A 22,089-nucleotide genomic window follows, 5' to 3' on the forward strand; every position below is an offset into this window, starting at 1 on the left:
TGTTTTTTAGTGTATGTAAGCATTATGCCACCTGTAACAACCTTGCAGGCAGGTGATAATGCTTCCTGACAGTATTTAAGAAGCTCATGAAAAACGTATTCAATTTTAGTGCTGGCCCGGCCATGCTGCCTCCCGCAGTGATGGCGCAGGCACAACAGGAATTTATTAACTGGCGTGACAGTGGCTGCTCGGTGATGGAAGTTAGCCACCGCGGTGCAGACTTTATCGAAATTGCCGCAACGGCCGAACAGGACCTGCGCGACCTGATGAACGTACCGGATAACTACAAGGTACTGTTTCTGCAAGGCGGCGGTCGTGGGCAGTTTGCTGCGGTACCGCTGAATATTTCAAATCAGGACGATACCTCACTGCATCTGGTGAGTGGTTCCTGGTCGAAAGGCGCGGTTGCAGAAGCTTCAAAATATAATAATGCCAAAGTGATTGGCGAAGTAGTTGATCACAACGGTTATCAGTTTATGCCAAAGCCAGCCGCTGCCGACATCGATCAAAGCGCCGCTTATCTGCATTTCTGTCCTAATGAAACCGTGGATGGCATTGCCTATAAATGGTTACCAGAAGCTGGCGATGTGCCGCTGGTTGCCGATATGTCGTCAAACATTCTGTCTGGCCCGGTAGACGTGAGCAAGTACGGTATTATCTATGCCGGTGCGCAGAAGAACATTGGCCCGTCTGGCTTATCGGTAGTGATTGTTCGTGAAGATCTGGTCGGTAAGGCCCGCCAAAGCACGCCGTCGATTTTCGATTACGAACTGATGGCCAAAAATGACTCCATGTATAACACTCCGCCAACCTTTTCATGGTACCTGGCGGGGCTGGTATTTAAATGGCTGAAAGCCCAGGGCGGTGTAGAAGCCATGGCCAGCCTCAATCAGCACAAAGCAGATACATTGTATAAAGCCATTGATGACTCGTCGTTCTACCGTAATAACGTGCATCCGGAAAACCGTTCGATTATGAACGTACCTTTCCATCTGGCCGATCCGGCACTGGATAAAGTGTTCCTGGAAAAGTCCAAAGAAGCCGGTTTAATGGCCCTTAAAGGTCACCGCTCGGTAGGCGGTATGCGTGCCAGTATTTATAACGCTATGTCCATTGATGGGGTAGAAGCCCTGGTGAGCTTTATGAAGGACTTCGAGGAGCATCACGCATGAGTGCAGAGCAGTTAACGTTACAGCCGGTCAACAAAATCGACGGTACCGTCAACGTGCCGGGCTCGAAGAGTCTGTCTAACCGGGCTTTATTACTGGCGGCACTGGCAAAGGGCGAAACCCGCCTGACCAATCTGCTCGACAGTGACGATATCCGCCACATGCTGGATGCCCTTAAATTACTGGGTGTTGAGTACAGCTTAAGTGATGACAAAACTGAGTGTAGGGTCACCGGCTTAGGCGGCGCTTTCTCGGTTGATACACCGCTTAGCCTGTTTTTAGGCAATGCCGGTACCGCCATGCGCCCGTTATGTGCAGCACTGGCCGCATCAAATGTCACCGTTGAACTGACCGGCGAACCCCGCATGGAAGAGCGTCCAATTGGCGATTTAGTCGATGCGCTGCTGGAAGCGGGTGCGGATATTGAGTATTTAAAAAATGCCGGTTATCCACCGCTAAAAATTAACGGTAGTCAGTTAAAGGGCGGCGAGCTGTCTGTGGATGGCAGTGTATCGAGCCAGTTTCTTACGGCGCTGTTAATGGCCGCACCGTTATTTGCGGAAGACACCACTATCGCCATTAAAGGCGAGTTAGTGTCGAAGCCTTATATCGATATTACCCTGGATACCATGGCCAAATTTGGCGTGCCGGTAGAAAATCAGGATTATCAGCGCTTTGTGATCAAAGCCGGGCAGCAGTATGTGGCACCTGAAACCTTTATGGTGGAAGGGGATGCTTCATCTGCGTCTTATTTCCTGGCGGCTGGCGCAATTAAAGGCGGTACGGTAAAAGTAACGGGTATTGGCAAGCAAAGCATCCAGGGCGACATTCGCTTTGCTGATGTGCTGGAAGCCATGGGCGCTAAAGTGGAATGGTTTGACGATTGTATCGTGATTCATGGTGCGCCGCTTAAAGGCGTGGACATGGATATGAACCATATCCCTGATGCTGCCATGACCATTGCTACCACGGCATTATTTGCCGAGGGTGAAACCTGCATCCGCAACATTTATAACTGGCGGGTTAAAGAAACCGACCGGTTATTTGCAATGGCCACTGAGCTGCGTAAACTGGGTGTGGAAGTAGAAGAAGGGCACGATTATATTCGGGTAACGCCAGGCGCTGCATTACAACACGCTGCCATTGATACCTATAATGATCACCGCATTGCCATGTGTTTTTCACTGGTATCTCTGAGTGATACACCGGTAACGATTAACGATCCGGGTTGTACCGCTAAAACATTCCCTGATTATTTCACCCGCTTTGCCACAATCTGTCATCGATAAGACAGATTTATCCTCTACTATCAATCGCGCTGGTCTCAGGACCAGCGCGCATTAGCTACAGACTTAGGTATTATGCCCGGGTATTTATTGACGTGTATCATTGCCAATTGAGCCTACACGGGTATAATTGCCGCCGTTTTCGAGTTCTTATTAACATTTTATTAAATAACTGGAGCAGGTATGCATCCAATACCCGTAGTAACGGTAGATGGTCCTAGTGGGGCAGGGAAAGGCACACTAAGCGCATTAATCGCAGAAAAGCTCGGCTGGCACTTACTGGACAGTGGCGCGATTTACCGCGTACTGGCCGTTGCCGCCATGCATCATGATCTTCCGATCGACGATGAAAGTGCTGTTGTTCCGCTGGCCTCAGGCCTTGACGTCAGTTTTGAAATTGACAACGAGCAGCGCCGTGTAGTGCTGGAAGGTGAAGACGTCACTGACGATATTCGCACCGAAGAGGTCGGCGCTGTAGCGTCACAAATTGCGTCCCTTGCCAGGGTTCGCGAGGCGCTGTTACGCCGCCAGCGTGCGTTTCAGCAAGATCCCGGCCTGGTGGCCGACGGTCGTGATATGGGCACCGTAGTGTTCCCTGATGCCAACGTAAAATTATTCCTGACCGCCAGCGCTGAAGCCCGCGCGGAGCGTCGCTATAATCAGTTGAAAGATAAAGGTCTGGATGTTAATATTGCGCGCCTTTTAACCGATATCAAAGCCCGGGATGATCGCGATGCGAATCGTTCCATTGCGCCATTGGTACCGGCAGAAGACGCTGTAGTGATCGATTCAACAGATTTGGATATTAACCAAGTCTTTGAAAGTGCAATGGAAATTATCAATTCCAGGCTGTAAGGCCGGAGTCGGTTTCACCATCGCAATCGTTGTCACAGGGAGTGACGACTTTGTTTAATAACCCCACGTTATCCGGATAGAAATGTGGATGTCAACTTAAATTATTTACTAAATCATATGACTGAAAATTTTGCACAACTTTTTGAAGAGAGCTTACAAGAACTTGAAACTCGTCCAGGTTCAATTGTAAAGGGTACCGTAGTTTCAATTGATAAAGACATCGTTCTTGTTGACGCAGGTCTCAAATCAGAAAGTGCTATCCCAGCTGAACAATTTAAAAATGCTGAAGGCGAATTAGAAATCGCAATCGGTGACGAAGTCGACGTAGCGTTAGACGCTGTAGAAGACGGCTTTGGTGAAACTATCCTGTCTCGTGAAAAAGCTAAGCGTCACGAAGCGTGGGTTGAGCTGGAAAAAGCTTACGACGATAAAGCCACTATCAAAGGCGTTATCAACGGTAAAGTTAAAGGCGGTTTCACTGTTGAAGTTAACAGTGTTCGCGCATTCCTGCCAGGTTCACTGGTTGACGTACGCCCTGTACGCGACACCACTCACCTGGAAGGCAAAGAGCTTGAGTTTAAGGTAATCAAGTTAGACGCCAAGCGTAACAACGTTGTTGTTTCTCGTCGTGCTGTTATCGAAGCAGAAAGCAGTGCAGAGCGTGAAACTCTTCTGGCTAACCTGGAAGAAGGTCACGAAGTTAAAGGTATTGTTAAGAACCTGACAGACTATGGTGCGTTCGTAGATCTGGGCGGTGTTGACGGCCTGCTGCACATCACTGACATGGCTTGGAAGCGCGTTAAGCACCCAAGTGAAATCGTGAATGTTGGTGACGAAATCAACGTTAAAGTTCTGAAGTTCGACAAAGAAAAGCAACGTGTATCTCTGGGCATGAAGCAAATGGGCAACGATCCATGGCAAGAAATTGCACAGCGTTACCCGGAAGGCACTAAGATCACTGGCCAGGTAACTAACCTGACTGACTACGGTTGTTTCGTAGAGATCGAAGACGGTGTTGAAGGTCTGGTTCACGTTTCTGAAATGGATTGGACTAACAAGAACATTCACCCATCTAAGGTTGTTAACCTGGGCGATTCTGTTGAAGTTATGGTTCTGGAAATCGACGAAGAACGTCGTCGTATTTCTCTGGGTCTTAAGCAGTGCATCGATAACCCTTGGGAAACTTTCGCTAAGTCACACGAAAAAGGTGACAAAGTGTCTGGTAAGATCAAGTCAATCACTGACTTCGGTATCTTCATCGGCCTTGACGGCGGCATCGACGGTCTGGTTCACCTTTCTGACATTTCATGGAACAAGTCTGGTGAAGACGCAGTTCGTGATTATAAGAAAGGCGACGAGATCTCAGCGGTTGTTCTGCAAGTCGACCCAGAGCGTGAGCGTATTTCTTTAGGCGTTAAGCAAATCGAAGAAGATCCGTTCAACAAGTATCTGACAGATACCAAGAAAGGTGCTATCGTTACTGGTACAGTTACAGCAGTTGATGCCAAAGGCGTTACTGTAAACCTGGCTGAAGAAGTTGACGGTTACATCCGTGTAGCTGATCTTTCTCGCGACCGTATCGAAGACGCGTCTGAAGTTGCTAACGTTGGCGACAGCATCGAAGCGAAGTACACCGGTGTTGACCGTAAGAACCGCATCGTAAACCTGTCTGTTAAAGCGAAAGACCAGGCTGACGAGAAAGAAGCGATTGAGAAAGTAAACCAACAGGATGATGGTGGTTTTGCTAACGCGATGGCTGAAGCTTTCAAAGCAGCAAAAGGCGAATAAGCTTTTTGATACAACAGGTATACGGTAAATGCCGTATACCTGTTGATGTAGCTGTTTGATGGATTGAATGACAAAGAGGTTTACACATGACCAAGTCTGAATTAATTGAGCGGCTCGCTGATCAGGCACGCCACATCCCGGCAAAAGAATTAGAAACAGCTATCAAAGAAATGTTGGAGCAGATGGCGCAAACCTTACAAAAAGGTGACCGTATCGAAATCCGCGGATTTGGTAGTTTTTCTTTGCATTACCGCGCGCCTCGCGTGGGTCGTAACCCTAAAACCGGCGAAACGGTGGAGTTGGACGGTAAATACGTTCCGCACTTTAAGCCTGGCAAAGAGTTACGTGACCGGGTGAATGAATCAATCGCCTGATTATTATCTGCACAGATAGAAATAAAAAGCACTGTTATCAGTGCTTTTTTTGTATGTGAATGCTGTAACACTATCCACATTTTGTTATCCTGATTTTAATTTCTTCATTTAGGATCACGCATTTGAAAGGCTTGGCATTTTTACTCTGCATTATTGCGATTCTGGTACTGGCGATTGCCGTTGGTTCTCAAAATGATGCTGTAATATCAGTAAATTACCTGATTGCTAAGGCTGATATGACGGTCGCCACTCTGATTGCTATTGCATTAGGACTTGGCGTTGTCGTTGGCGTTCTGGCTATTCTGAGCAGCTGGCTTACGCTCAGAGTTAAGCTCATGCGGGCACAGGCTAAGCTTAACAAGCTGCAGAAAGAATAAGCCTATGCTGGAGCTGTTATTCTTACTGCTGCCAGTAGCAGCCGGTTATGGTTACATAATGGGCCGCAACAGTGTTCGTCAGGCCCAGCGCAAACAATCCAGTATTCTTTCCAAACATTATTTTCGTGGTTTAAATTTCCTGCTTTCTGATCAGCCCGACCGAGCCGTTGATACGTTAATTAAAATGATTAACGTCAATAGCGATACGGTGGAAACCCATATCGCCATGGGCAACTTTTACCGTCAGCGTGGCGAAATAGACCGCGCCATCCGCGTTCACCAGAACCTGGTAAGCCGCGATGAAATCCAGTCTACCCAGCGCGAACTGGCGCTTAAAGAGCTGGGCAGGGACTATATGCAGGCGGGTTTTCTTGAGCGTGCAGAAGGCGCGTTTGTTAGTTTGCTAAATTCCGACAAGCATTTCGAATTTGCTCAGCAGCAGCTGTTTGCTATTTATCAAACTACCAAAGAGTGGGGCCGTGCTATCGAGCTGGCTGAAAAAATGCTGGCCGAGAACGACAGCATTCGTAGCAAGCTGGCCCATTTCTATTGTGAACAAGCACAGCTTGAGCTGGATAATGATGATATACCCGCTGCGCTTAAGGTGTTACAAAAGGCGGTAAATGTAGATGAACAGGCCGTCAGACCATGGTTAATGTTGGGTGAAGTCACCTTTGATCAGGGTCGCTTAAAAGAGGCTGGTGAATACCTGGTGCAGGTCGCTAATCGCGATAAAAACTGGTTTATCGAAGCGGTACCGCTACTCGAGCAAATTGCCAGTGAAACCGGTGACTGGCAGAATTTCGAACAACTGTTAAATGATAACTGGGTGCAAAGTGCCACCTTGTACCTGGCTATGGTGGATGTACTTTCCAATAAAGGAGAAGTGCAGCATGCCGCCGATTATCTGTTTGAGCAACTGCAAAAAACGCCTACTATGCGTGGCTTCCATCGCCTGATGCAGTTGTACTGTGAGTTAAGTGATGATGCCAATGCCAAAGCGACTTACCAGCAGTTAAGACAGCTGGTTGCCAAACAAATTGAGCAGCGACCAAGATACCGCTGTAAAAGCTGCGGTTTTTCTGGTCGTAAATTATATTGGCTGTGCCCATCCTGTAAAAAGTGGGGGGTTGTTAACCCCATTAGAGGTCTAGACGGAGAGTAAAGAGAATGAACCAAGAAGCCCGTGTGATAGTCGCATTGGATTTCGATGATGCCGATAAGGCTATGGCCCTGGTAGATCAACTGGATCCTGCTGCCTGTAAGCTTAAAGTCGGCAAAGAGATGTTTACCCTGTTCGGGCCTGAGTTTGTAAAATCGCTCATCGCCAAAGGGTTTGATATTTTTCTGGATTTAAAATTTCATGATATTCCCAACACCGTAGCCAAAGCTTGTAAAGCGGCCGCGGAAATGGGCGTGTGGATGGTAAACGTTCACGCCAGTGGCGGAATGGAAATGATGAAGGCGGCTAAAAGTGCTATTGCCGGCTCTTCTCATCCGCAAACCAAGCTGATTGCGGTAACGGTGCTGACCAGTATGGACCAGGCGCAGTTAAATGATGTGGTACCAGAGGTGTCACCAGCCGGGCAGGTTAAAAAGCTTGCGCAGTTAACCGCAGACAGTGGCCTGGATGGTGTTGTTTGCTCTGCCAAAGAAGCCGTAATGTTACGCGAAACGCATAATGACGAGTTTCTGTTAGTAACACCTGGAATTCGTCCTGCCGGGGCAGATGTGGGCGATCAGAAAAGGGTGATGACACCGGTTGATGCCATCGACGCCGGTGTAAGCTACCTGGTAATGGGCCGGCCAATTACCCAGGCCGAAAACCCATTAGCCGCTTTGCAGGCGGTAAATCAGAGCCTGGCCTGAATCACCTAAGAACAAATCAATAAATCTTCAAGGGGTCAGAGTAAACTTACTCTGACCCTTGAACTTAAATATTTATTCATCCATTTTTTAACTTTTGACGATCAGATTCCAAATTCAATAAGCGATTTATGTCGAAATTGGCATGCTTAAAGCCTGTTTAATGTTGAAAGGGCTTTATATGTCACGAGTTATCTCTTCTGATTTGAACTCACAGCCATCATACCAATTGAGGCTAAATGATAAGTTCGATTTAATGGTAAAAGCCTGGGTGGGGATTATTCTCACCGGGCAGTGGATATTTGCATTATACATCCTCGTACAATTTACGCTGCCGCTGATAACCGGGCAGTTGGATGAGTCTCGTTACGCTTATATGATCAGGGGATACGTAAATGGCGACACCATTAATAACGCCATTCTTTTGCTCCATGTGATACCCGTGATGCTGATTAGTCTGAGCGGCACCTTCCAGCTATTTCCCGCAATCAGGCAGCATTTCCCGCGGTTCCACCGTATCAATGGCCGTGTATATCTGACCTTTGGCATGTTGGGCGCCATTGGTGGCCTGTATCTTACCTGGGTAACAGGCAGTCGCCTTAGTGATTTAGGCGCGCTGGGGGTTACCGTGAATGGTCTGCTTATTCCGGTAATGGTTTATTTTGCCTGGCGCTATGCAGTGCAACGGGATTTCTCGCGTCATCAGCGTTTTGCCGTGCATGCGTTTATTTTAATTAACGGAGTCTGGACCTTTCGATTGCTTCTGATGGGCTGGTTTATGCTCAATCAGGGACCACAGGGGAACAGTGCAAATTTGGATGGGCCGGCTGATGTTATTCTGTCGTTTGCTTCTTACCTGTTGCCCATGTTTATTGCAGAGCTTATTTTCAGGGCCCGCGCACGTGATACGGTAGGCAGCCGCGTTACTGCCACCATTGCAGTGTGCATTGCCATACTAATCACTTTGATTGGTACCGCCGCGGCTACTATGATGATGTGGGGGCCACGGATTGTTGGCTATTAATTTGGCACAACCGGGTTGCTGGTAACGGCTTCTTTATTCAGATAACGCAGACGATACTGATTTGGCGTACAGCCCTCACTGGCTTTAAATGCTCGGTTAAACGGTGCCAGTGAGGCAAACCCGGACTCCATGCTTATAACCAGTATTGTCCATTGTTCACTGTGCCTGGAGGTGAGCAGTTGCTTGGCGTAACTAATTCGGTAGCTATTGATAAACTGATTCACATTGGCCGCAGCGCTCATAGCCCTTATTGCCCGGCTTATTCTGTATTCAGATACCTGTAGGACATTGGCAATATCAATGGTTTTTAAGTCGTGCTGTAAAAAGCGTTGGTCCTGCTCCATCAACTGCCTGATTTGCTTAAACACCTTCTCATCATCTGCGAGGATTGTCCCGGCTAAGTTTTCGGTGCCAGAACTGATTTGGGATATATTACTGGTATGCCTGCGTGAGTGATGTTGCCAGAGTAAAATAATAAAAGTTACCAGGGTATTAAGCAGTGCGGAACTCACCACAAGCCAGGGTTTAACCTGACGGCTGACATCGCTGGCCAAAATACCTTCGGCCACTACGGTGCAACTAAATACACCGGTAAAAAAACTGCCGGCAAACAATAATCGCTGGTACTGTGAGGTTTTGCTTGCCTGAGTAAAACCGCGCACAGCTTCCCAAAAGGCCAGTGCCAGAATAGTGGAGGACAGCAACTGAGTGATTTCTGAAACTGCGCCTTTAATCCAACCAGTGTTATCAGCTGTTAACCAGTTAACCGATTCCATCAGCTCCAGACTACGGCTTGTCATAACCAGCAAAGCAATAGAGGCGGCCAGCGCATAATGCTGAATAGCAAGTGACTCGCCACCGCGGAACAACGCACGGGAGATGAGCCAGATCACATTACAGGTAGCGCAGGTGCCTAATGCAAACACATACTGATAGGGACTATCTGCCTGAGCAGTTAACACCTGCAGCGCTACCATGGCGAGGGAGCCACTGAAAATAGCGGTAAGAATGTGCTCCACCCGAACCGGTCTGAAACTTAGCTGCGCCAGCATCACGGTTAGAGTGCAAAACAAAAGTACGTAATAAGCGTAATTAAGCCACATAAGCAGGCCACACAAGGAGTGTGTTAACAATAAAAGATGATCTTATGGTAGGGCAAAGCAGGGTGCTTGCAAGCGAGCAATTGTTAGTCTTTGTTTCAATAAAAACGGGACCATCTGGTCCCGTTTATTTACGTCAATCATGGGGTCAGAGTAAATTAATTAACTCTGACCCCATAAATTTAGCGACTTAAGCCAGTGCATCCATAGCAGGGGTGTACTGAATACCCAACTGATCACCCAAAGCTTCAACAACCGCTTTATAGGTGACTTTACCTTCATGAACATTCAGGCCGTTCAACAGGTGGATATCTTCCATCATGGCTTGTTTAGGTCCTTTGTTGGCCAGCGCCAAGCCAAATGGCAATGTTGCATTGTTCAGTGCCATGGTAGAGGTACGGGCCACGCCGCCAGGCATGTTCGCAACACAATAGTGAACCACGCCGTCGACGATATAAACCGGATCCTGGTGAGTGGTAGCTTTTGAGGTAGCAAAACAACCGCCCTGGTCGATAGCTACGTCTACAACTACAGAGCCTTTTTTCATATTGGCAATATGTTGCTCATTAAGCAGTTTTGGCGCTGCCGCACCCGGGATAAGTACAGCACCAACCACCAAATCAGCAGACGCTGAATAATGCTCAATAGCATCAACCGTTGAGTACACGGTTTTTACCTGACCGTTAAAGATATCGTCTAACTGGCGTAAACGTGGTAGTGAACGGTCCAGAATAGTTACATCCGCGCCAAGGCCTAATGCCATTTTAGCAGCCTGAGTACCAACCACACCGCCACCAATAACCAGCACTTTACCCGGTGCAACACCAGGTACGCCACCAAGCAGGGTGCCGCTACCGCCGTGGGCTTTTTCAAGATAATGCGTACCGGCCTGAACCGACATGCGGCCAGCCACTTCACTCATTGGTGCCAGTAATGGCAAGCCACCACGAGCATCGGTAACCGTTTCATATGCGATACAGGTAGCGCCGGATTCAATCAGTAACTCAGTCTGAGTTGGATCGGGTGCCAGGTGCAGGTAGGTATAAAGTGTCTGACCACGGCTCAGTTGCTTACATTCCTGTGGCTGTGGCTCTTTTACCTTTACAATCATTTCCGCTTCGGCGAAAACCTGTTCAGCACTGGCAGCAATGCTGGCGCCAGCCTCAACATACATTTCATCGGTAAAGCCAATGGCGGTACCGGCATTGGTTTCTACCATTACCTTATGACCGTGCATCACGAACTCTTTAACCGCTGCCGGGGTTAAGCCTACACGGTACTCGTGGTTTTTAATTTCTTTTGGTACACCCACTAACATAGTTATCTCTGCCTGTTTAAATAATTGAGTTACTAATGATGCTAGTATATCGGAAGGTTTTAAAATATATCTGCTGTAGTTTTTTCAATGCCAGTGTAATATTCTTCTAAAATGGCCTTTTGGAGAATTTAATATGCTGGTAAAAACGCCCAAACACCTTGACAGAATAGACCGCAACATACTTTCGATGCTGCAAAAAGACGGGCGGATTTCTAACGTTGAGCTGGCAAAACAGGTGGGATTAAGTCCAAGTCCCTGTTTGGAAAGGGTAAAGCGGCTAGAAACCCAGGGCTATATAAAAGGCTATCATGCGCATCTGGATCCGCATCAGCTAGGCGCGGCCATGCTGGTGTTTGTCGAGATTACCTTAACTAAAACTTCGGTAGATATTTTTGCCGAATTTTCAGCTGCGGTTCAGCAGCACGATGATATACAAGAGTGTCACCTGGTATCGGGCAACTTTGATTTTCTGCTTAAAGCCCGGGTGGCTGATATGTCGAGCTACCGCAAATTGTTGGGTGATACCTTATTGCGGCTGCCTGGCGTCAGTGCGTCACGCACTTACGTGGTAATGGAAGAAGTTAAAAGTACCAATAGCCTGCGAATTAATACAAAATAAGGTCAGGATGGTATGATAAACTTTTGGGTCACCCGCTGAAGCCAGCCGCTTCTGTGACCCGGGTACGTGCGCAAAAATAAAACCAATGACCGGTGTATTAATAACAGCGGCAAAGAGAGATATTTAGGGATATGGTGCGACTTTCTGGCGTTCAACGCATATGGGAGACAGGTATTATTATTGCCTGTGCTCTGGCGTTCTTTTTATTATTGGCGTTAGCCTCTTTTCACCCGGGCGATCCGGGCTGGAGTCAGGCTGGCCTGCAGAACGATGTCCATAACTGGGTTGGCCCAACGGGTGCCTGGACTGCCGATCTGTTCTTCTTTACCTTCGGCTATTTGGCCTATGCCACACCATTTTGCTGTGCGTTTATTGGCTGGTTTGTTTTCCATAATATTAAAACCTGGCGGGAGCTTGACTACCTGACCATAGGTTTGCGCCTGATTGGCGCGATCCTGATATTGCTGGGCCTTACCGGCATCTTCAGTATAAATTTTGACGACCTGTTCAGCTTCACCGCTGGCGGCCTGATTGGCGATGTAATCAGCTCAGCGCTAATCCCTTACTTTAATGTAGCTGGCACAGTACTGTTACTGCTGTGCTTCTGTTGCGTGGGCTTTACGTTGCTGACCGGCATTTCCTGGCTGCTTATTGTTGATAAACTCGGTGAAAGTACGCTGTGGATAGGCCGTAAATCCATTGCTGCGCCGCAAAAGCTGCTGGCGCTGAATATGCCTGCCTTATCGTTACCTAATAAATCGGCTGATAAAGAGAAAGACAGTGATGAGCTGAACATTACCAGTTTACGTGCCGAGCCACCTTCGGAAAAACCGGCGGAGAAAACGCCGCCTAAGCAAAGCCAACAGGTTAAAACTGAACGCAGCGAACCAACATTTTCAATCCCTGATGAAATATTCGCCACGGATGACGACGAAGAAGACGATTTACCACCCTTTATTGTGGATACCGACGATGGGGCAGGGGAGTCCTTTAGTGCCGATGGGCCCCGGTTTGTAAATGAAGCGGTAGCTGATCCGGCCGCTGAGCAGGCGACTACCACTGAGCCGAATAAAACGTCCTCGCCAATGCCACCACTGCCGCAACAGCCTGCTGCCAGAGGGGCGAAACAAATCCGGCCGCCACGTGGTGAGTCAGATGGTGATGAAGACATTGGCCCGATGCCATCGTTTGAGTTGCTCGACCGACCAGACAAAAAGGAAAACCCTATCACCCAGGAAGAACTGGATATTGTGTCCCGTCTGGTAGAAGAAAAGCTGGCAAACTTTAATATTGATGCCGCTGTTGTTGGGGTTTATCCCGGCCCGGTGATCACCCGTTTTGAAATTGACCTGGCACCGGGTGTGAAGGTAAGCAAAATCACCAGCCTTTCTAAAGATTTAGCCCGTGAAATGTCGGCCACGTCTGTTCGTGTGGTAGAAGTTATCCCGGGTAAGTCGGTGATCGGCCTTGAATTACCGAATAAAAAGCGCGAAATGGTGCGCATGAGTGAAGTCATTGAGTGCGAAGCTTTTCAGTCGAATGCCTCGGCACTTACTATGGTACTGGGTGCCGATATCAGCGGCGACCCGGTCGTGGTGGATCTTGCCAAAATGCCGCACTTGCTGGTAGCCGGTACCACCGGTTCGGGTAAGTCGGTGGGGGTTAACGTAATGATCCTCAGCTTATTGTACAAGTCCACGCCGGAAGACGTGCGGATGATCATGATTGACCCGAAAATGCTTGAATTATCGGTGTACGAAGGGATCCCGCACCTGTTGGCCGAAGTGGTCACCGATATGAAAGAAGCCGCCAATGCCCTGCGTTGGTGTGTGGGAGAAATGGAACGTCGCTATAAGCTGATGTCGGCTTTAGGTGTAAGAAACCTCAAAGGCTATAACGCTAAAATCAAGCAGGCTATTGCCGACGGTGAGCCAATTAAGGATCCGCTATGGCGTACTGAAGACAGCATGCTGGAAGAAGCGCCGGATCTGGAAAAACTGCCATCTATTGTGGTGGTGGTTGACGAATTTGCCGACATGATGATGATTGTGGGCAAAAAAGTAGAAGAGCTTATTGCCCGGATTGCACAGAAAGCCCGGGCTGCGGGTATTCACCTGGTGCTGGCTACCCAGCGCCCGTCGGTTGATGTTATTACCGGCTTAATTAAAGCTAACATCCCCACGCGAATTGCTTTTCAGGTGTCGAGTAAAATTGACTCGCGCACCATCCTCGACCAGCAGGGCGCTGAAACGCTGTTGGGTATGGGTGATATGTTGTATTTACCACCGGGTAGTCCGGTACCTACCCGTGTGCACGGTGCGTTTGTCGACGACCATGAGGTACACGCCGTAGTTGCCGACTGGAAGAAACGCGGTGAACCGGAATACATCGATGAGATCCTTAACCCTGAGTCCACCGCTGAAGTACTGTTACCTGGTGAACAACCGGAAGGCGGCGATCAGGAAGTGGATGCATTTTACGATGAAGCCGTGGCGTTTGTTACCGAAACCCGCCGTGCATCGGTGTCCAGTGTTCAGCGTAAATTCCGTATTGGTTACAACCGCGCAGCGCGTCTGGTTGAACAAATGGAACAAAGTGGTGTCGTTACCCCCGCGGGCCATAACGGTAACCGTGAAGTGCTGGCACCACCGCCACCGAGAGACTAACAGGAAGTCGTTTATGAAATCATTGTTTAGCGGAGCTTTAGTCGCTCTGTCATTTTTCTCTGTATCTGCGCTGGCCGATGATGCCGACGCGTTAAAAACAAAGTTAGCCGGACTGGAGTCCTTCAAGGCTGCATTTACTCAGTCAGTCACCGATGAAAACGGTGAAGTCGTTCATGAAGCTACAGGTAATCTAACCATGGCCCGGCCGGATAAACTGCGCTGGGAAACACTGTCGCCGGATGAAACCGTGCTGATAGCCGATGGTTCGGCCGTCTGGCATATCGATGAGTGGGTAGAGCAGGTCACGGTGATGTCACAGGCCCAGGCGATTGATAATAATCCTATGGTGTTGTTAACCAGTAACGACGACGCTACCTGGCAACAATATACGGTTAATGCAACCCAACCCAACAGCTATACCGTTTCGGCAAAAGCCGAGGGCGGTCAGATCCGTACGCTGAGTTTAAGTTTTGATGATAAAGGCCTGGCCAACCTGATCATGCTCGACAGTCAGGGCCAGCAAAGTGCCATTAACTTTAGTGAGCGCGAATTTAATACGCCGATTTTCCCTTCCGCATTTATTGCTGACGTGCCGGAAAGCTTTATGGTAGATGACCAGCGCCCATGAGTTTGTTTAGTCAGCAAACCTACGCGCCGCTGGCGGCCCGTATGCGGCCGGTTACTCTGGATGAATACGTAGGCCAGAGCCACCTGGTGGGGCCGGGCAAACCGTTACGCAAAATGCTCGAGTCGTCTCATTGTCATTCCATGGTGTTATGGGGGCCACCGGGCACCGGTAAAACCACCATGGCAGAACTGATTGCGGTGTATACCAATGCGCAGGTGATAAAGCTCTCTGCGGTTACTTCCGGGGTGAAGGAAATACGTGCAGCCATGGATGAGGCCGAGCAAAATAAATCCATGGGCGAGCGCACGCTGTTGTTTGTTGATGAAGTACATCGTTTTAATAAATCGCAGCAGGATGCCTTTTTACCTTTTGTGGAGTCCGGGGTGGTAACCTTTGTTGGCGCTACCACTGAAAACCCGTCTTTTGAGCTTAACAATGCATTGTTATCCCGGGTTCGGGTTTATGTACTAAAAGGCATTGATGATGAAGCTCTCGATGCGTTGCTCGACCGAGCTCTGGCCGATACTGAGCGTGGACTCGGCGAACGTAACCTGACCCTGGCTGACGATGCCAGAAATGCGCTGATTGGTTTATCCGGCGGCGACGGACGACGGTTGTTAACCTATCTTGAACTGGCCAGTGATTTTACCAATGCATCGCAGATAAGCCTTAATGATGTTGAGCAGGCGGTGGGTGAAAAGGTTGCCAGTTATGATAAGCAGGGCGATACATTTTACGATCTCATTTCGGCGTTCCATAAATCCGTTCGGGGCTCTGATCCCGATGCAGCCCTTTATTGGTATGCACGAATTTTAAATGGTGGCGGTGATGCGCTTTACGTGGCACGCCGTCTTCTGGCAATATCTTCTGAAGACATCGGCAATGCCGACCCACGGGCCATGCAGTTGTGTGTGAATGCCTGGGACGTATATCATCGTGTAGGGCCAGCAGAAGGTGAACGTGCGATTGCTCAGGCGGCAGTCTATTGCGCGCTGGCAGCCAAAAGTAACGCTGTGTATATGGCCTTTAGCCAGGCTAAGCAGGATGCACGGGATAAACCCGATTATCCGGTACCGGTACACCTGCGGAATGCACCGACCAAGTTATTAAGAGAAATGGGCCACGGAGCTGAATACCGTTATGCCCATAATGAACCAAATGCGTTTGCCGCCGGAGAATGCTATTTACCTCCGGAAATTGCTGATGCCCGTTATTATGAGCCCAGTGAACGGGGCCTGGAAAAACAGCTTAAAGCCAAACGCGACTACCTTGACCAGTTAAATAATCAAAGCCAACAAAAACGGAACGGCTAATGTCACACACGCTCTCAATTTACCTGTTTATTGCCTCCGGCGGCGCCGTAGGGGCCTGCTTGCGCTTTTTCTGTACCGGATTAGTGGATTCCTGGTTTGGAAAAGCGTTGCCCTTTGGTACACTTGCCGTCAATATTATCGGCTCGTTTTTACTGGCGGTGTTATACGGCTTTATTGAGCGGGGCGAGATAGCCGAACAGCCATACCGGGCGCTGATTGGGGTAGGTATGCTAGGGGCGCTGACAACCTTTTCAACCTTTACCATAGAAACCTTAACACTGCTGGAAAACGGTTTGTGGATAAAGGCGCTGGCCAATATTTTATTGAATGTGTGTGCCTGCCTGCTTGCAGCATGGCTGGCAGTGGAATTAACCAAAGGATAAAGAAAATAACATGTTAGATCCAAAGTGTTTGCGAAGCGACATCGAAACAACGGCTGAACGACTGGCCAGCCGGGGTTTTTCTCTGGATGTTGACGCTTTTAATGCCCTCGAAGAAAAACGTAAGGCATTACAAATCAAAACCCAAGATTTGCAAAATGAACGCAACACGCGAAGTAAATCCATTGGTAAAGCCAAAGCACAAGGTGAAGATATTGCGCCTCTACTGGCCGAAGTCTCTGATCTGGGTGACAAGCTGGATGCTGCAAAAGCTGAATTAGATGAAGTACTGGCTGAAGTTACCGCGCTCATGCAAGGTATTCCTAACCTGCCGCACGAAAGTGTGCCGGTAGGTAAAGACGAAGACGAAAACGTTGAGATCAGCACCTGGGGCGAGATCCCAAGCTTTGATTTTCAAGTGAAAGATCATGTTGATATTGCCGAAAGCCTTAATAAAGGGCTGGATTTTGAAGCTTCAGTTAAATTAACTGGCAGCCGCTTTGTGGTGATGCGCGACAAGTTTGCTCGCTTACACCGTGCTCTGGCTCAGTTCATGCTGGATACACATACTGCGGAACACGGCTATACCGAAATGTATGTGCCGTACCTGGTGAATGCAGACAGCCTTTACGGCACCGGTCAGCTACCTAAATTTGGTGAGGATTTATTTCACACCCAGCCAGCCACAGAAGAGGGCCAGGGCCTGTCTTTGATCCCTACTGCAGAGGTACCGTTAACCAACCTTGCTCGTGATGAAATTTTCGCGGCTAAAGATCTGCCGATTAAAATGACTGCGCACACGCCTTGTTTTCGCAGTGAAGCAGGCAGCTATGGCCGTGATACTCGTGGCCTAATTCGCCAACACCAGTTTGATAAAGTAGAGATGGTGCAACTGGTAAAACCGGAAGACAGCTTTAACGCATTGGAAGAACTCACCGGTCACGCCGAAGTGATCCTACAGAAGCTGGGTTTACCGTACCGTAAAGTACTACTGTGTACCGGTGACATGGGCTTTGGCTCTTGCAAAACCTATGATTTGGAAGTATGGCTGCCAGCACAGGATACTTACCGTGAGATCTCGTCTTGCTCTAATATGCTCGACTTCCAGGCGCGCCGTATGCAGGCTCGTTTCCGTAACCCGGACACTAACAAGCCTGAGTTGCTGCATACTCTGAATGGTTCTGGCTTAGCCGTAGGGCGTACACTGGTTGCTATCCTGGAGAACTATCAACAAGCCGATGGCTCGGTAAAAATCCCAGAAGCGCTGGTGAGTTATATGGGTGGCGTTACCGAAATTAAGTAACTATTACTAAACTGCAAAGGCCGCTAAGTTAGCGGCTTTTTTTATAAGCATTTTTTCGGTTTGGGCAAGCCAGCCAGCTTTGTGGCCTGTTTGGCAGGGCCTTTTGGAAACAGGCGCTGCAGATAGCGGCTATTGCCTTTATCCGGCCCGTACTTGGCAGCCATCGCCTTTACCAGAGCTCGTATCGCCGGGCTTGTTTCATATTCCAGATAGAATTCACGGACAAACAGCACTACCTCCCAGTGCGCCTCGGTAAGCTCAATACCTTCCTGTTCGGCTAAAAACGGCACCATATCTTGCTGCCACTGCCGGTAATCCAGAAGGTAACCGAGTTTATCAGTTGGGTATGTATGCCCCTGCCATTCAAACTGAAAGTTGTCGCTCATGGTAAGATATTAATCCACTGCTGGTGTTGTTGATGAAGTTGGCAGAGTTTATCAGATGATACGATAGCTTCCACAGCCACGCCTCGTTCGGCACAATCGTTTTCCATTGCCATAACTGTAAACTCCGGAAAAGCGCTGCGAAGTGCATTAAACGCATATACACCGTCGCCACAACACACTACCACATCGGTTGCTGTGAGGCTTTTTAACAACGCCTCTGCGCTGCTATCAAGATGAAAAGAAGCGTAACGTACAAGCATTAAAAAGTTACCGTGTGATCAGATTGCGTTAATAACTGGCGTAATGCGCTGGCATCAAGTAATTCCAAATCTTCCTCATCAATACCCAAATCGGCAACGGTCAGTTGTAATGCGGTTAAAGACGCCTGACATACGTATACCGGCTCGATATCGTAAAAAGGTAATACCCGGGCCTGCTTTAATTGACTCTTGCGCGCTGCCGGTTGTTGATTTGCCAATAACTGCAAAACACCTTTACCGCTGAATACCACCTGGCATTCATGACCGTAGTTGGTTGACGCCAGAGCAAACTCAATACCATCTGACGCTTGTTGGGAAGCGTAGGGTGCCTGGGTTAGTAATACTGTGATAGTCGCCATTAAAATTGCACCAGCTTTGTTGAATTGTGCAGTAAGGTAAAAAATTCGCCCAGGCCCACTTGTTTAAACGGCTCAAACAAATTGTGCTGGGCTAAGCCTGCTTGTTCGGCCTGTTCGGCATCTACTATCCCACGCTTACTGGCCGCTCCTACACAAACCAATAATGGAATAGCATGCTCTGTAGCAAGACTTTGCCATGCTTTAGTTAAATCAACTTCACTGGCAGAGGCATCCATAAGACCGTTGGCATGATAAACACCGGCCTGGTAAAAGAAGATTTGATCGATACTCTGGCCTTCGTTGATGGCGGCACGGCAAAATGCCACTGCATCCAGACAAGCAGTTAACGATTCGGGGGAACTGGTGATTAAAACTGAAATTCGTTGCATAAAACAAAAACACCCCTTAACGGGGTGTTTTCTCAGAACGTGCTGTGCCGATTAATCATCGCCACCGAATGCACCCAGCAGTTGCAGCAGGGATACAAACAGGTTGTAGATGTTCAGGTACAGACCCACTGTGGCACGGATGTAGTTAGTTTCACCGCCGTGAATGATACGGCTGGTATCAAACAGAATGAAACCAGACATCAGGAACACGATAGCCGCGTTAATGGCCAGGTGTACCGCCGGAACAGAGAAGAAAATGTTTGCAATCGCTGCAACGACTACCACCATCATACCCACGAACAGGAAGCCACCCATGAAAGAAAAGTCTTTCTTAGTGGTCAGTACGTAAGCCGACAGTGCAAAGAAAATTAATGCAGTACCGCCAAGCGCCTGAGCAATCAGGGCAGGGCCACCGGGGATAGAGGCATAAAAGCTAAGCATGTAGCCCAGAGAGCCACCCAGCAGGCCGGTGAAAGCAAAGATCCAGTAAATACCTGAGGCAGAATCTGCTTTCTTGTGTACAACAAAAAGCGTGATGAACGCACCGATTGTCATAATCAGTGACGTGATAGGTGAAATGCCAATAGCCATAGTGACACCAGCACACACGGCACTGAATAACAGTGTCATGGCTAACAACATGTAAGTATTACGCAAAACCTTATTGGTTTCTAAAACCGAAGGCCTTGATGCACTAGTATACACCGAACGATTATCCATTGTTTCCTCCAATAGGACAGGCAAAATTAAACAAAACCATATTACGTTATAGTTTAGTGCATTTGTATGGGTTTTAGTTCCGTTTTTCAATAGGTAAAAGCTATCACCGGCGGGAATTTATGGTTTTTTTGTTGGCAGTAGGCAAATAATCGCATTTTTGCTTAAAACTCAGCCAAACAATTCGTTTTTTAAAATTAACCCTTTACAGTCATAAAAATTTCATTAAGATTCGCATCACTTCAGGAGAGTTGGCAGAGTCCGGTTGAATGCACCTGACTTGAAATCAGGCGAAGGGTCAAACCTTCCGGGGGTTCGAATCCCTCACTCTCCGCCATATTTAAGAAACCCGCATACGCTGCGGGTTTTTTATTGCCTGTAGAAAAGTGATAACCCTTATTGTGAGGGTGAGAACCCCCGGCAGGGGTTTGACAAATCGACAGGATAGTCGATTTGCACAGCCTTCAGGCTGCCCTTAATTTATTAAGGGTGAGCGCCATGGACGGCGCGAGTGAATCCCTCACCCTCCGCCATATTAAAGAAACCCGCACACGTTGCGGGTTCTTTATTGCCTGTAGAAAAGTGATAACCCTTATTGTGAGGGTGAGAACCCCCGGCAGGGGTTTGACAAATCGACAGGATAGTCGATTTGCACAGCTTTCAGGCTGCCCTTAATTTATTAAGGGTGAGCGCCATGGACGGCGCGAATGAATCCCTCACTCTCCGCCATATTTAAGAAACCCGCACACGCTGCGGGTTTTTTATTGCCTGAAACAAAGACGGTGTTAATTTTCACAGCGGTGTTCAGTAATACTAAACTCAAAAATTTCGCCACCTTCTTCTTTAACTACCAACTGCTCGCCATCCAGCGCAAAACTGAAATCACGCATCCAGTTTAACCTCGCCACCTCATTTAACTGATAGCGCCCCAGAGGCTCAGGGCATTTCATATAAAAATAGTGATAGGCTTTCCCCATAGCGCCGGGATCAAAGCTATAGACATACACAGTATCATTACCAAATGTTTGTTCACGGTGAATATAATCAGCCGGAGAACTGAGCACTCCGCCAAATATAATGCCCAGTAGCAACATTGGGATCTGCACTGCCACTAATAACCAGGTTGAAATAACAAAAGCAGCTCGTAAAACGCCGTGCCTGATGGTGTTCTGCATAATCTGATATTTGAAGGCCATTAAATAGCCCGCTAATAAAACCATGCCTAGTTTGATAAAGATCAGATAGTCTCTTAGCGCATCCATCAGGGTAGGTGATTGCCAGTTTAAGCCCCAAAGCGTTGCGCCATGCATGCTTTCAATAAAAGGCAGATAAAGACAAACGATAATAAGAATAATGAGTCTGGGAGACGCTTCCGTGTGTGGCAATACAAATGATCCTTTGGGTTTAGCATCAAGCAGAAGTACTTATAAAGTTTATACGCTCGTAAGAGTTATGGTTCAAGCGCTCACTTACCAAAGGTGCAATTTGTATAACCGGTTAGAGGAAGCGAACGATAAAATAGCTTGCGAAGTCAAAATTACCGACAAAACATACAAAAATTCACCGTCAGTGGCGCTTTTCTAAGCAAATGGTTTAGTTAGCTAAAGTTTCCCTTTACAGACACAAAAATATCATTATGATACGCATCACTTCAGGAGAGTTGGCAGAGTCCGGTTGAATGCACCTGACTTGAAATCAGGCGAAGGGTCAAACCTTCCGGGGGTTCGAATCCCTCACTCTCCGCCATATTTGAGAAACCCGCACACATTGCGGGTTTTTTATTGCCTGAAACAAAAAGCTAAGCTAAACGTGAGGGTGAGAACCCCCGGCAGGGGTTTGACAAATCGACAGGACAGTCGATTTGCACAGCCTTCAGGCTGCCCTTAATTTATTAAGGGTGAGCGCCATGGAC

Annotated in this window: 23 protein-coding genes and 2 tRNA genes; 17 read left to right on the forward strand and 8 right to left on the reverse strand. The window is 48.2% G+C overall.

Annotated elements, in window-relative coordinates; all coding sequences use genetic code 11:
* The first annotated feature begins 86 nt into the window (after nt 1-86).
* From serC to D9T21_RS03075, 9 genes are all read left to right on the forward strand, one after another.
* On the forward strand, nt 87-1,172 hold the full coding sequence (gene serC, locus D9T21_RS03035) for a 3-phosphoserine/phosphohydroxythreonine transaminase (protein ID WP_123323670.1): 1,086 nt from the start codon (nt 87-89) through the stop codon (nt 1,170-1,172).
* A complete protein-coding gene (gene aroA / locus D9T21_RS03040) occupies nt 1,169-2,458 on the forward strand; it encodes a 3-phosphoshikimate 1-carboxyvinyltransferase (RefSeq protein WP_123323671.1) in 1,290 nt (429 codons plus the stop codon). The genes serC and aroA overlap by 4 nt, the downstream gene beginning before the upstream one ends.
* 180 nt (nt 2,459-2,638) lie before the next feature.
* Nucleotides 2,639-3,310 (forward strand): (d)CMP kinase, encoded by a 672-nt coding sequence (cmk, locus tag D9T21_RS03045; RefSeq protein WP_105935273.1) that lies wholly within the window; start codon nt 2,639-2,641, stop codon nt 3,308-3,310.
* A 117-nt stretch (nt 3,311-3,427) separates the two neighbouring features.
* Nucleotides 3,428-5,098, forward strand: coding sequence for a 30S ribosomal protein S1 (gene rpsA / locus D9T21_RS03050; protein ID WP_123323739.1), 1,671 nt, complete (start codon nt 3,428-3,430; stop codon nt 5,096-5,098).
* A gap of 86 nt (nt 5,099-5,184) precedes the next feature.
* Entirely contained in the window at nt 5,185-5,472 is a 288-nt protein-coding gene (gene ihfB, locus D9T21_RS03055) for an integration host factor subunit beta (protein WP_070176179.1), read from the forward strand.
* Nucleotides 5,473-5,594: 122 nt separating this feature from the next.
* A complete protein-coding gene (locus D9T21_RS03060; protein ID WP_105935274.1) occupies nt 5,595-5,849 on the forward strand; it encodes a lipopolysaccharide assembly protein LapA domain-containing protein in 255 nt (84 codons plus the stop codon).
* A 4-nt stretch (nt 5,850-5,853) separates the two neighbouring features.
* Nucleotides 5,854-7,014 (forward strand): lipopolysaccharide assembly protein LapB, encoded by a 1,161-nt coding sequence (lapB, locus tag D9T21_RS03065; RefSeq protein ID WP_123323672.1) that lies wholly within the window; start codon nt 5,854-5,856, stop codon nt 7,012-7,014.
* A 5-nt stretch (nt 7,015-7,019) separates the two neighbouring features.
* Nucleotides 7,020-7,718 (forward strand): orotidine-5'-phosphate decarboxylase, encoded by a 699-nt coding sequence (gene pyrF / locus D9T21_RS03070; RefSeq protein WP_123323673.1) that lies wholly within the window; start codon nt 7,020-7,022, stop codon nt 7,716-7,718.
* 178 nt (nt 7,719-7,896) lie between these two features.
* Nucleotides 7,897-8,739, forward strand: coding sequence for a DUF2306 domain-containing protein (locus D9T21_RS03075; RefSeq protein WP_241155608.1), 843 nt, complete (start codon nt 7,897-7,899; stop codon nt 8,737-8,739).
* Here D9T21_RS03075 and D9T21_RS03080 read toward each other — a convergent pair.
* Nucleotides 8,736-9,842 (reverse strand): helix-turn-helix domain-containing protein, encoded by a 1,107-nt coding sequence (locus tag D9T21_RS03080; protein ID WP_123323674.1) that lies wholly within the window; start codon nt 9,840-9,842, stop codon nt 8,736-8,738. The genes D9T21_RS03075 and D9T21_RS03080 overlap by 4 nt on opposite strands.
* Nucleotides 9,843-10,029: 187 nt before the next feature.
* Nucleotides 10,030-11,157 (reverse strand): alanine dehydrogenase, encoded by a 1,128-nt coding sequence (ald, locus tag D9T21_RS03085; RefSeq protein ID WP_123323675.1) that lies wholly within the window; start codon nt 11,155-11,157, stop codon nt 10,030-10,032.
* Nucleotides 11,158-11,290: 133 nt separating this feature from the next.
* On the opposite strand from ald, the gene lrp reads away from it, so the two are divergent.
* From lrp to serS, 6 genes are all read left to right on the forward strand, one after another.
* On the forward strand, nt 11,291-11,776 hold the full coding sequence (gene lrp, locus D9T21_RS03090) for a leucine-responsive transcriptional regulator Lrp (protein WP_105935280.1): 486 nt from the start codon (nt 11,291-11,293) through the stop codon (nt 11,774-11,776).
* 131 nt (nt 11,777-11,907) lie between these two features.
* A complete protein-coding gene (locus tag D9T21_RS03095) occupies nt 11,908-14,442 on the forward strand; it encodes a DNA translocase FtsK (RefSeq protein WP_123323676.1) in 2,535 nt (844 codons plus the stop codon).
* 13 nt (nt 14,443-14,455) lie between these two features.
* Nucleotides 14,456-15,070: an outer membrane lipoprotein periplasmic chaperone LolA gene (gene lolA, locus D9T21_RS03100; RefSeq protein WP_123323677.1), complete on the forward strand. Its 615-nt coding sequence runs from the start codon at nt 14,456-14,458 to the stop codon at nt 15,068-15,070.
* The gene (locus D9T21_RS03105; protein ID WP_123323678.1) at nt 15,067-16,383 is read left to right on the forward strand and encodes a replication-associated recombination protein A; all 1,317 of its coding nucleotides are present in this window, start codon (nt 15,067-15,069) and stop codon (nt 16,381-16,383) included. The genes lolA and D9T21_RS03105 overlap by 4 nt, the downstream gene beginning before the upstream one ends.
* On the forward strand, nt 16,383-16,766 hold the full coding sequence (gene crcB / locus D9T21_RS03110) for a fluoride efflux transporter CrcB (RefSeq protein ID WP_123323679.1): 384 nt from the start codon (nt 16,383-16,385) through the stop codon (nt 16,764-16,766). The genes D9T21_RS03105 and crcB overlap by 1 nt, the downstream gene beginning before the upstream one ends.
* Before the next feature lie 10 nt (nt 16,767-16,776).
* Nucleotides 16,777-18,066: a serine--tRNA ligase gene (gene serS / locus D9T21_RS03115; RefSeq protein WP_123323680.1), complete on the forward strand. Its 1,290-nt coding sequence runs from the start codon at nt 16,777-16,779 to the stop codon at nt 18,064-18,066.
* A gap of 41 nt (nt 18,067-18,107) precedes the next feature.
* On the opposite strand, the gene D9T21_RS03120 is transcribed toward serS, so the two are convergent.
* The 5 genes from D9T21_RS03120 to D9T21_RS03140 are packed head-to-tail and all read right to left on the reverse strand — an operon-like array spanning nt 18,108 to nt 20,180.
* Nucleotides 18,108-18,452, reverse strand: a complete 345-nt coding sequence (locus tag D9T21_RS03120; protein WP_123323681.1) for a TusE/DsrC/DsvC family sulfur relay protein — start codon at nt 18,450-18,452, stop codon at nt 18,108-18,110.
* Complete coding sequence (locus D9T21_RS03125; RefSeq protein ID WP_123323682.1) at nt 18,449-18,712, reverse strand: DsrH/TusB family sulfur metabolism protein; 264 nt, start codon at nt 18,710-18,712, stop codon at nt 18,449-18,451. Before D9T21_RS03125 ends, D9T21_RS03120 begins: the two co-directional genes overlap by 4 nt.
* Nucleotides 18,712-19,071 carry a DsrE family protein gene (locus tag D9T21_RS03130; protein WP_123323683.1) on the reverse strand — a complete coding sequence of 120 codons (360 nt, stop codon included), beginning with the start codon at nt 19,069-19,071 and terminating at the stop codon, nt 18,712-18,714. The genes D9T21_RS03125 and D9T21_RS03130 overlap by 1 nt, the downstream gene beginning before the upstream one ends.
* A complete protein-coding gene (gene tusD / locus D9T21_RS03135) occupies nt 19,071-19,460 on the reverse strand; it encodes a sulfurtransferase complex subunit TusD (RefSeq protein WP_123323684.1) in 390 nt (129 codons plus the stop codon). The genes D9T21_RS03130 and tusD overlap by 1 nt, the downstream gene beginning before the upstream one ends.
* 51 nt (nt 19,461-19,511) lie before the next feature.
* Nucleotides 19,512-20,180, reverse strand: a complete 669-nt coding sequence (locus D9T21_RS03140) for a Bax inhibitor-1/YccA family protein (RefSeq protein ID WP_123323685.1) — start codon at nt 20,178-20,180, stop codon at nt 19,512-19,514.
* Between the two features lie 242 nt (nt 20,181-20,422).
* Here D9T21_RS03140 and D9T21_RS03145 point away from each other — a divergent pair.
* Nucleotides 20,423-20,514, forward strand: a tRNA-Ser gene (locus D9T21_RS03145).
* Between the two features lie 448 nt (nt 20,515-20,962).
* Here the strand turns inward: D9T21_RS03145 and D9T21_RS03150 are convergent.
* Nucleotides 20,963-21,562, reverse strand: coding sequence for a hypothetical protein (locus tag D9T21_RS03150; RefSeq protein WP_123323686.1), 600 nt, complete (start codon nt 21,560-21,562; stop codon nt 20,963-20,965).
* Between the two features lie 269 nt (nt 21,563-21,831).
* Here D9T21_RS03150 and D9T21_RS03155 point away from each other — a divergent pair.
* Nucleotides 21,832-21,923 (forward strand) — tRNA-Ser (locus D9T21_RS03155).
* Nucleotides 21,924-22,089 lie beyond the last annotated feature (166 nt).

Source organism: Marisediminitalea oceani (genome assembly GCF_003731635.1).
Taxonomy (GTDB): Bacteria; Pseudomonadota; Gammaproteobacteria; order Enterobacterales; family Alteromonadaceae; genus Alteromonas; species Alteromonas oceani.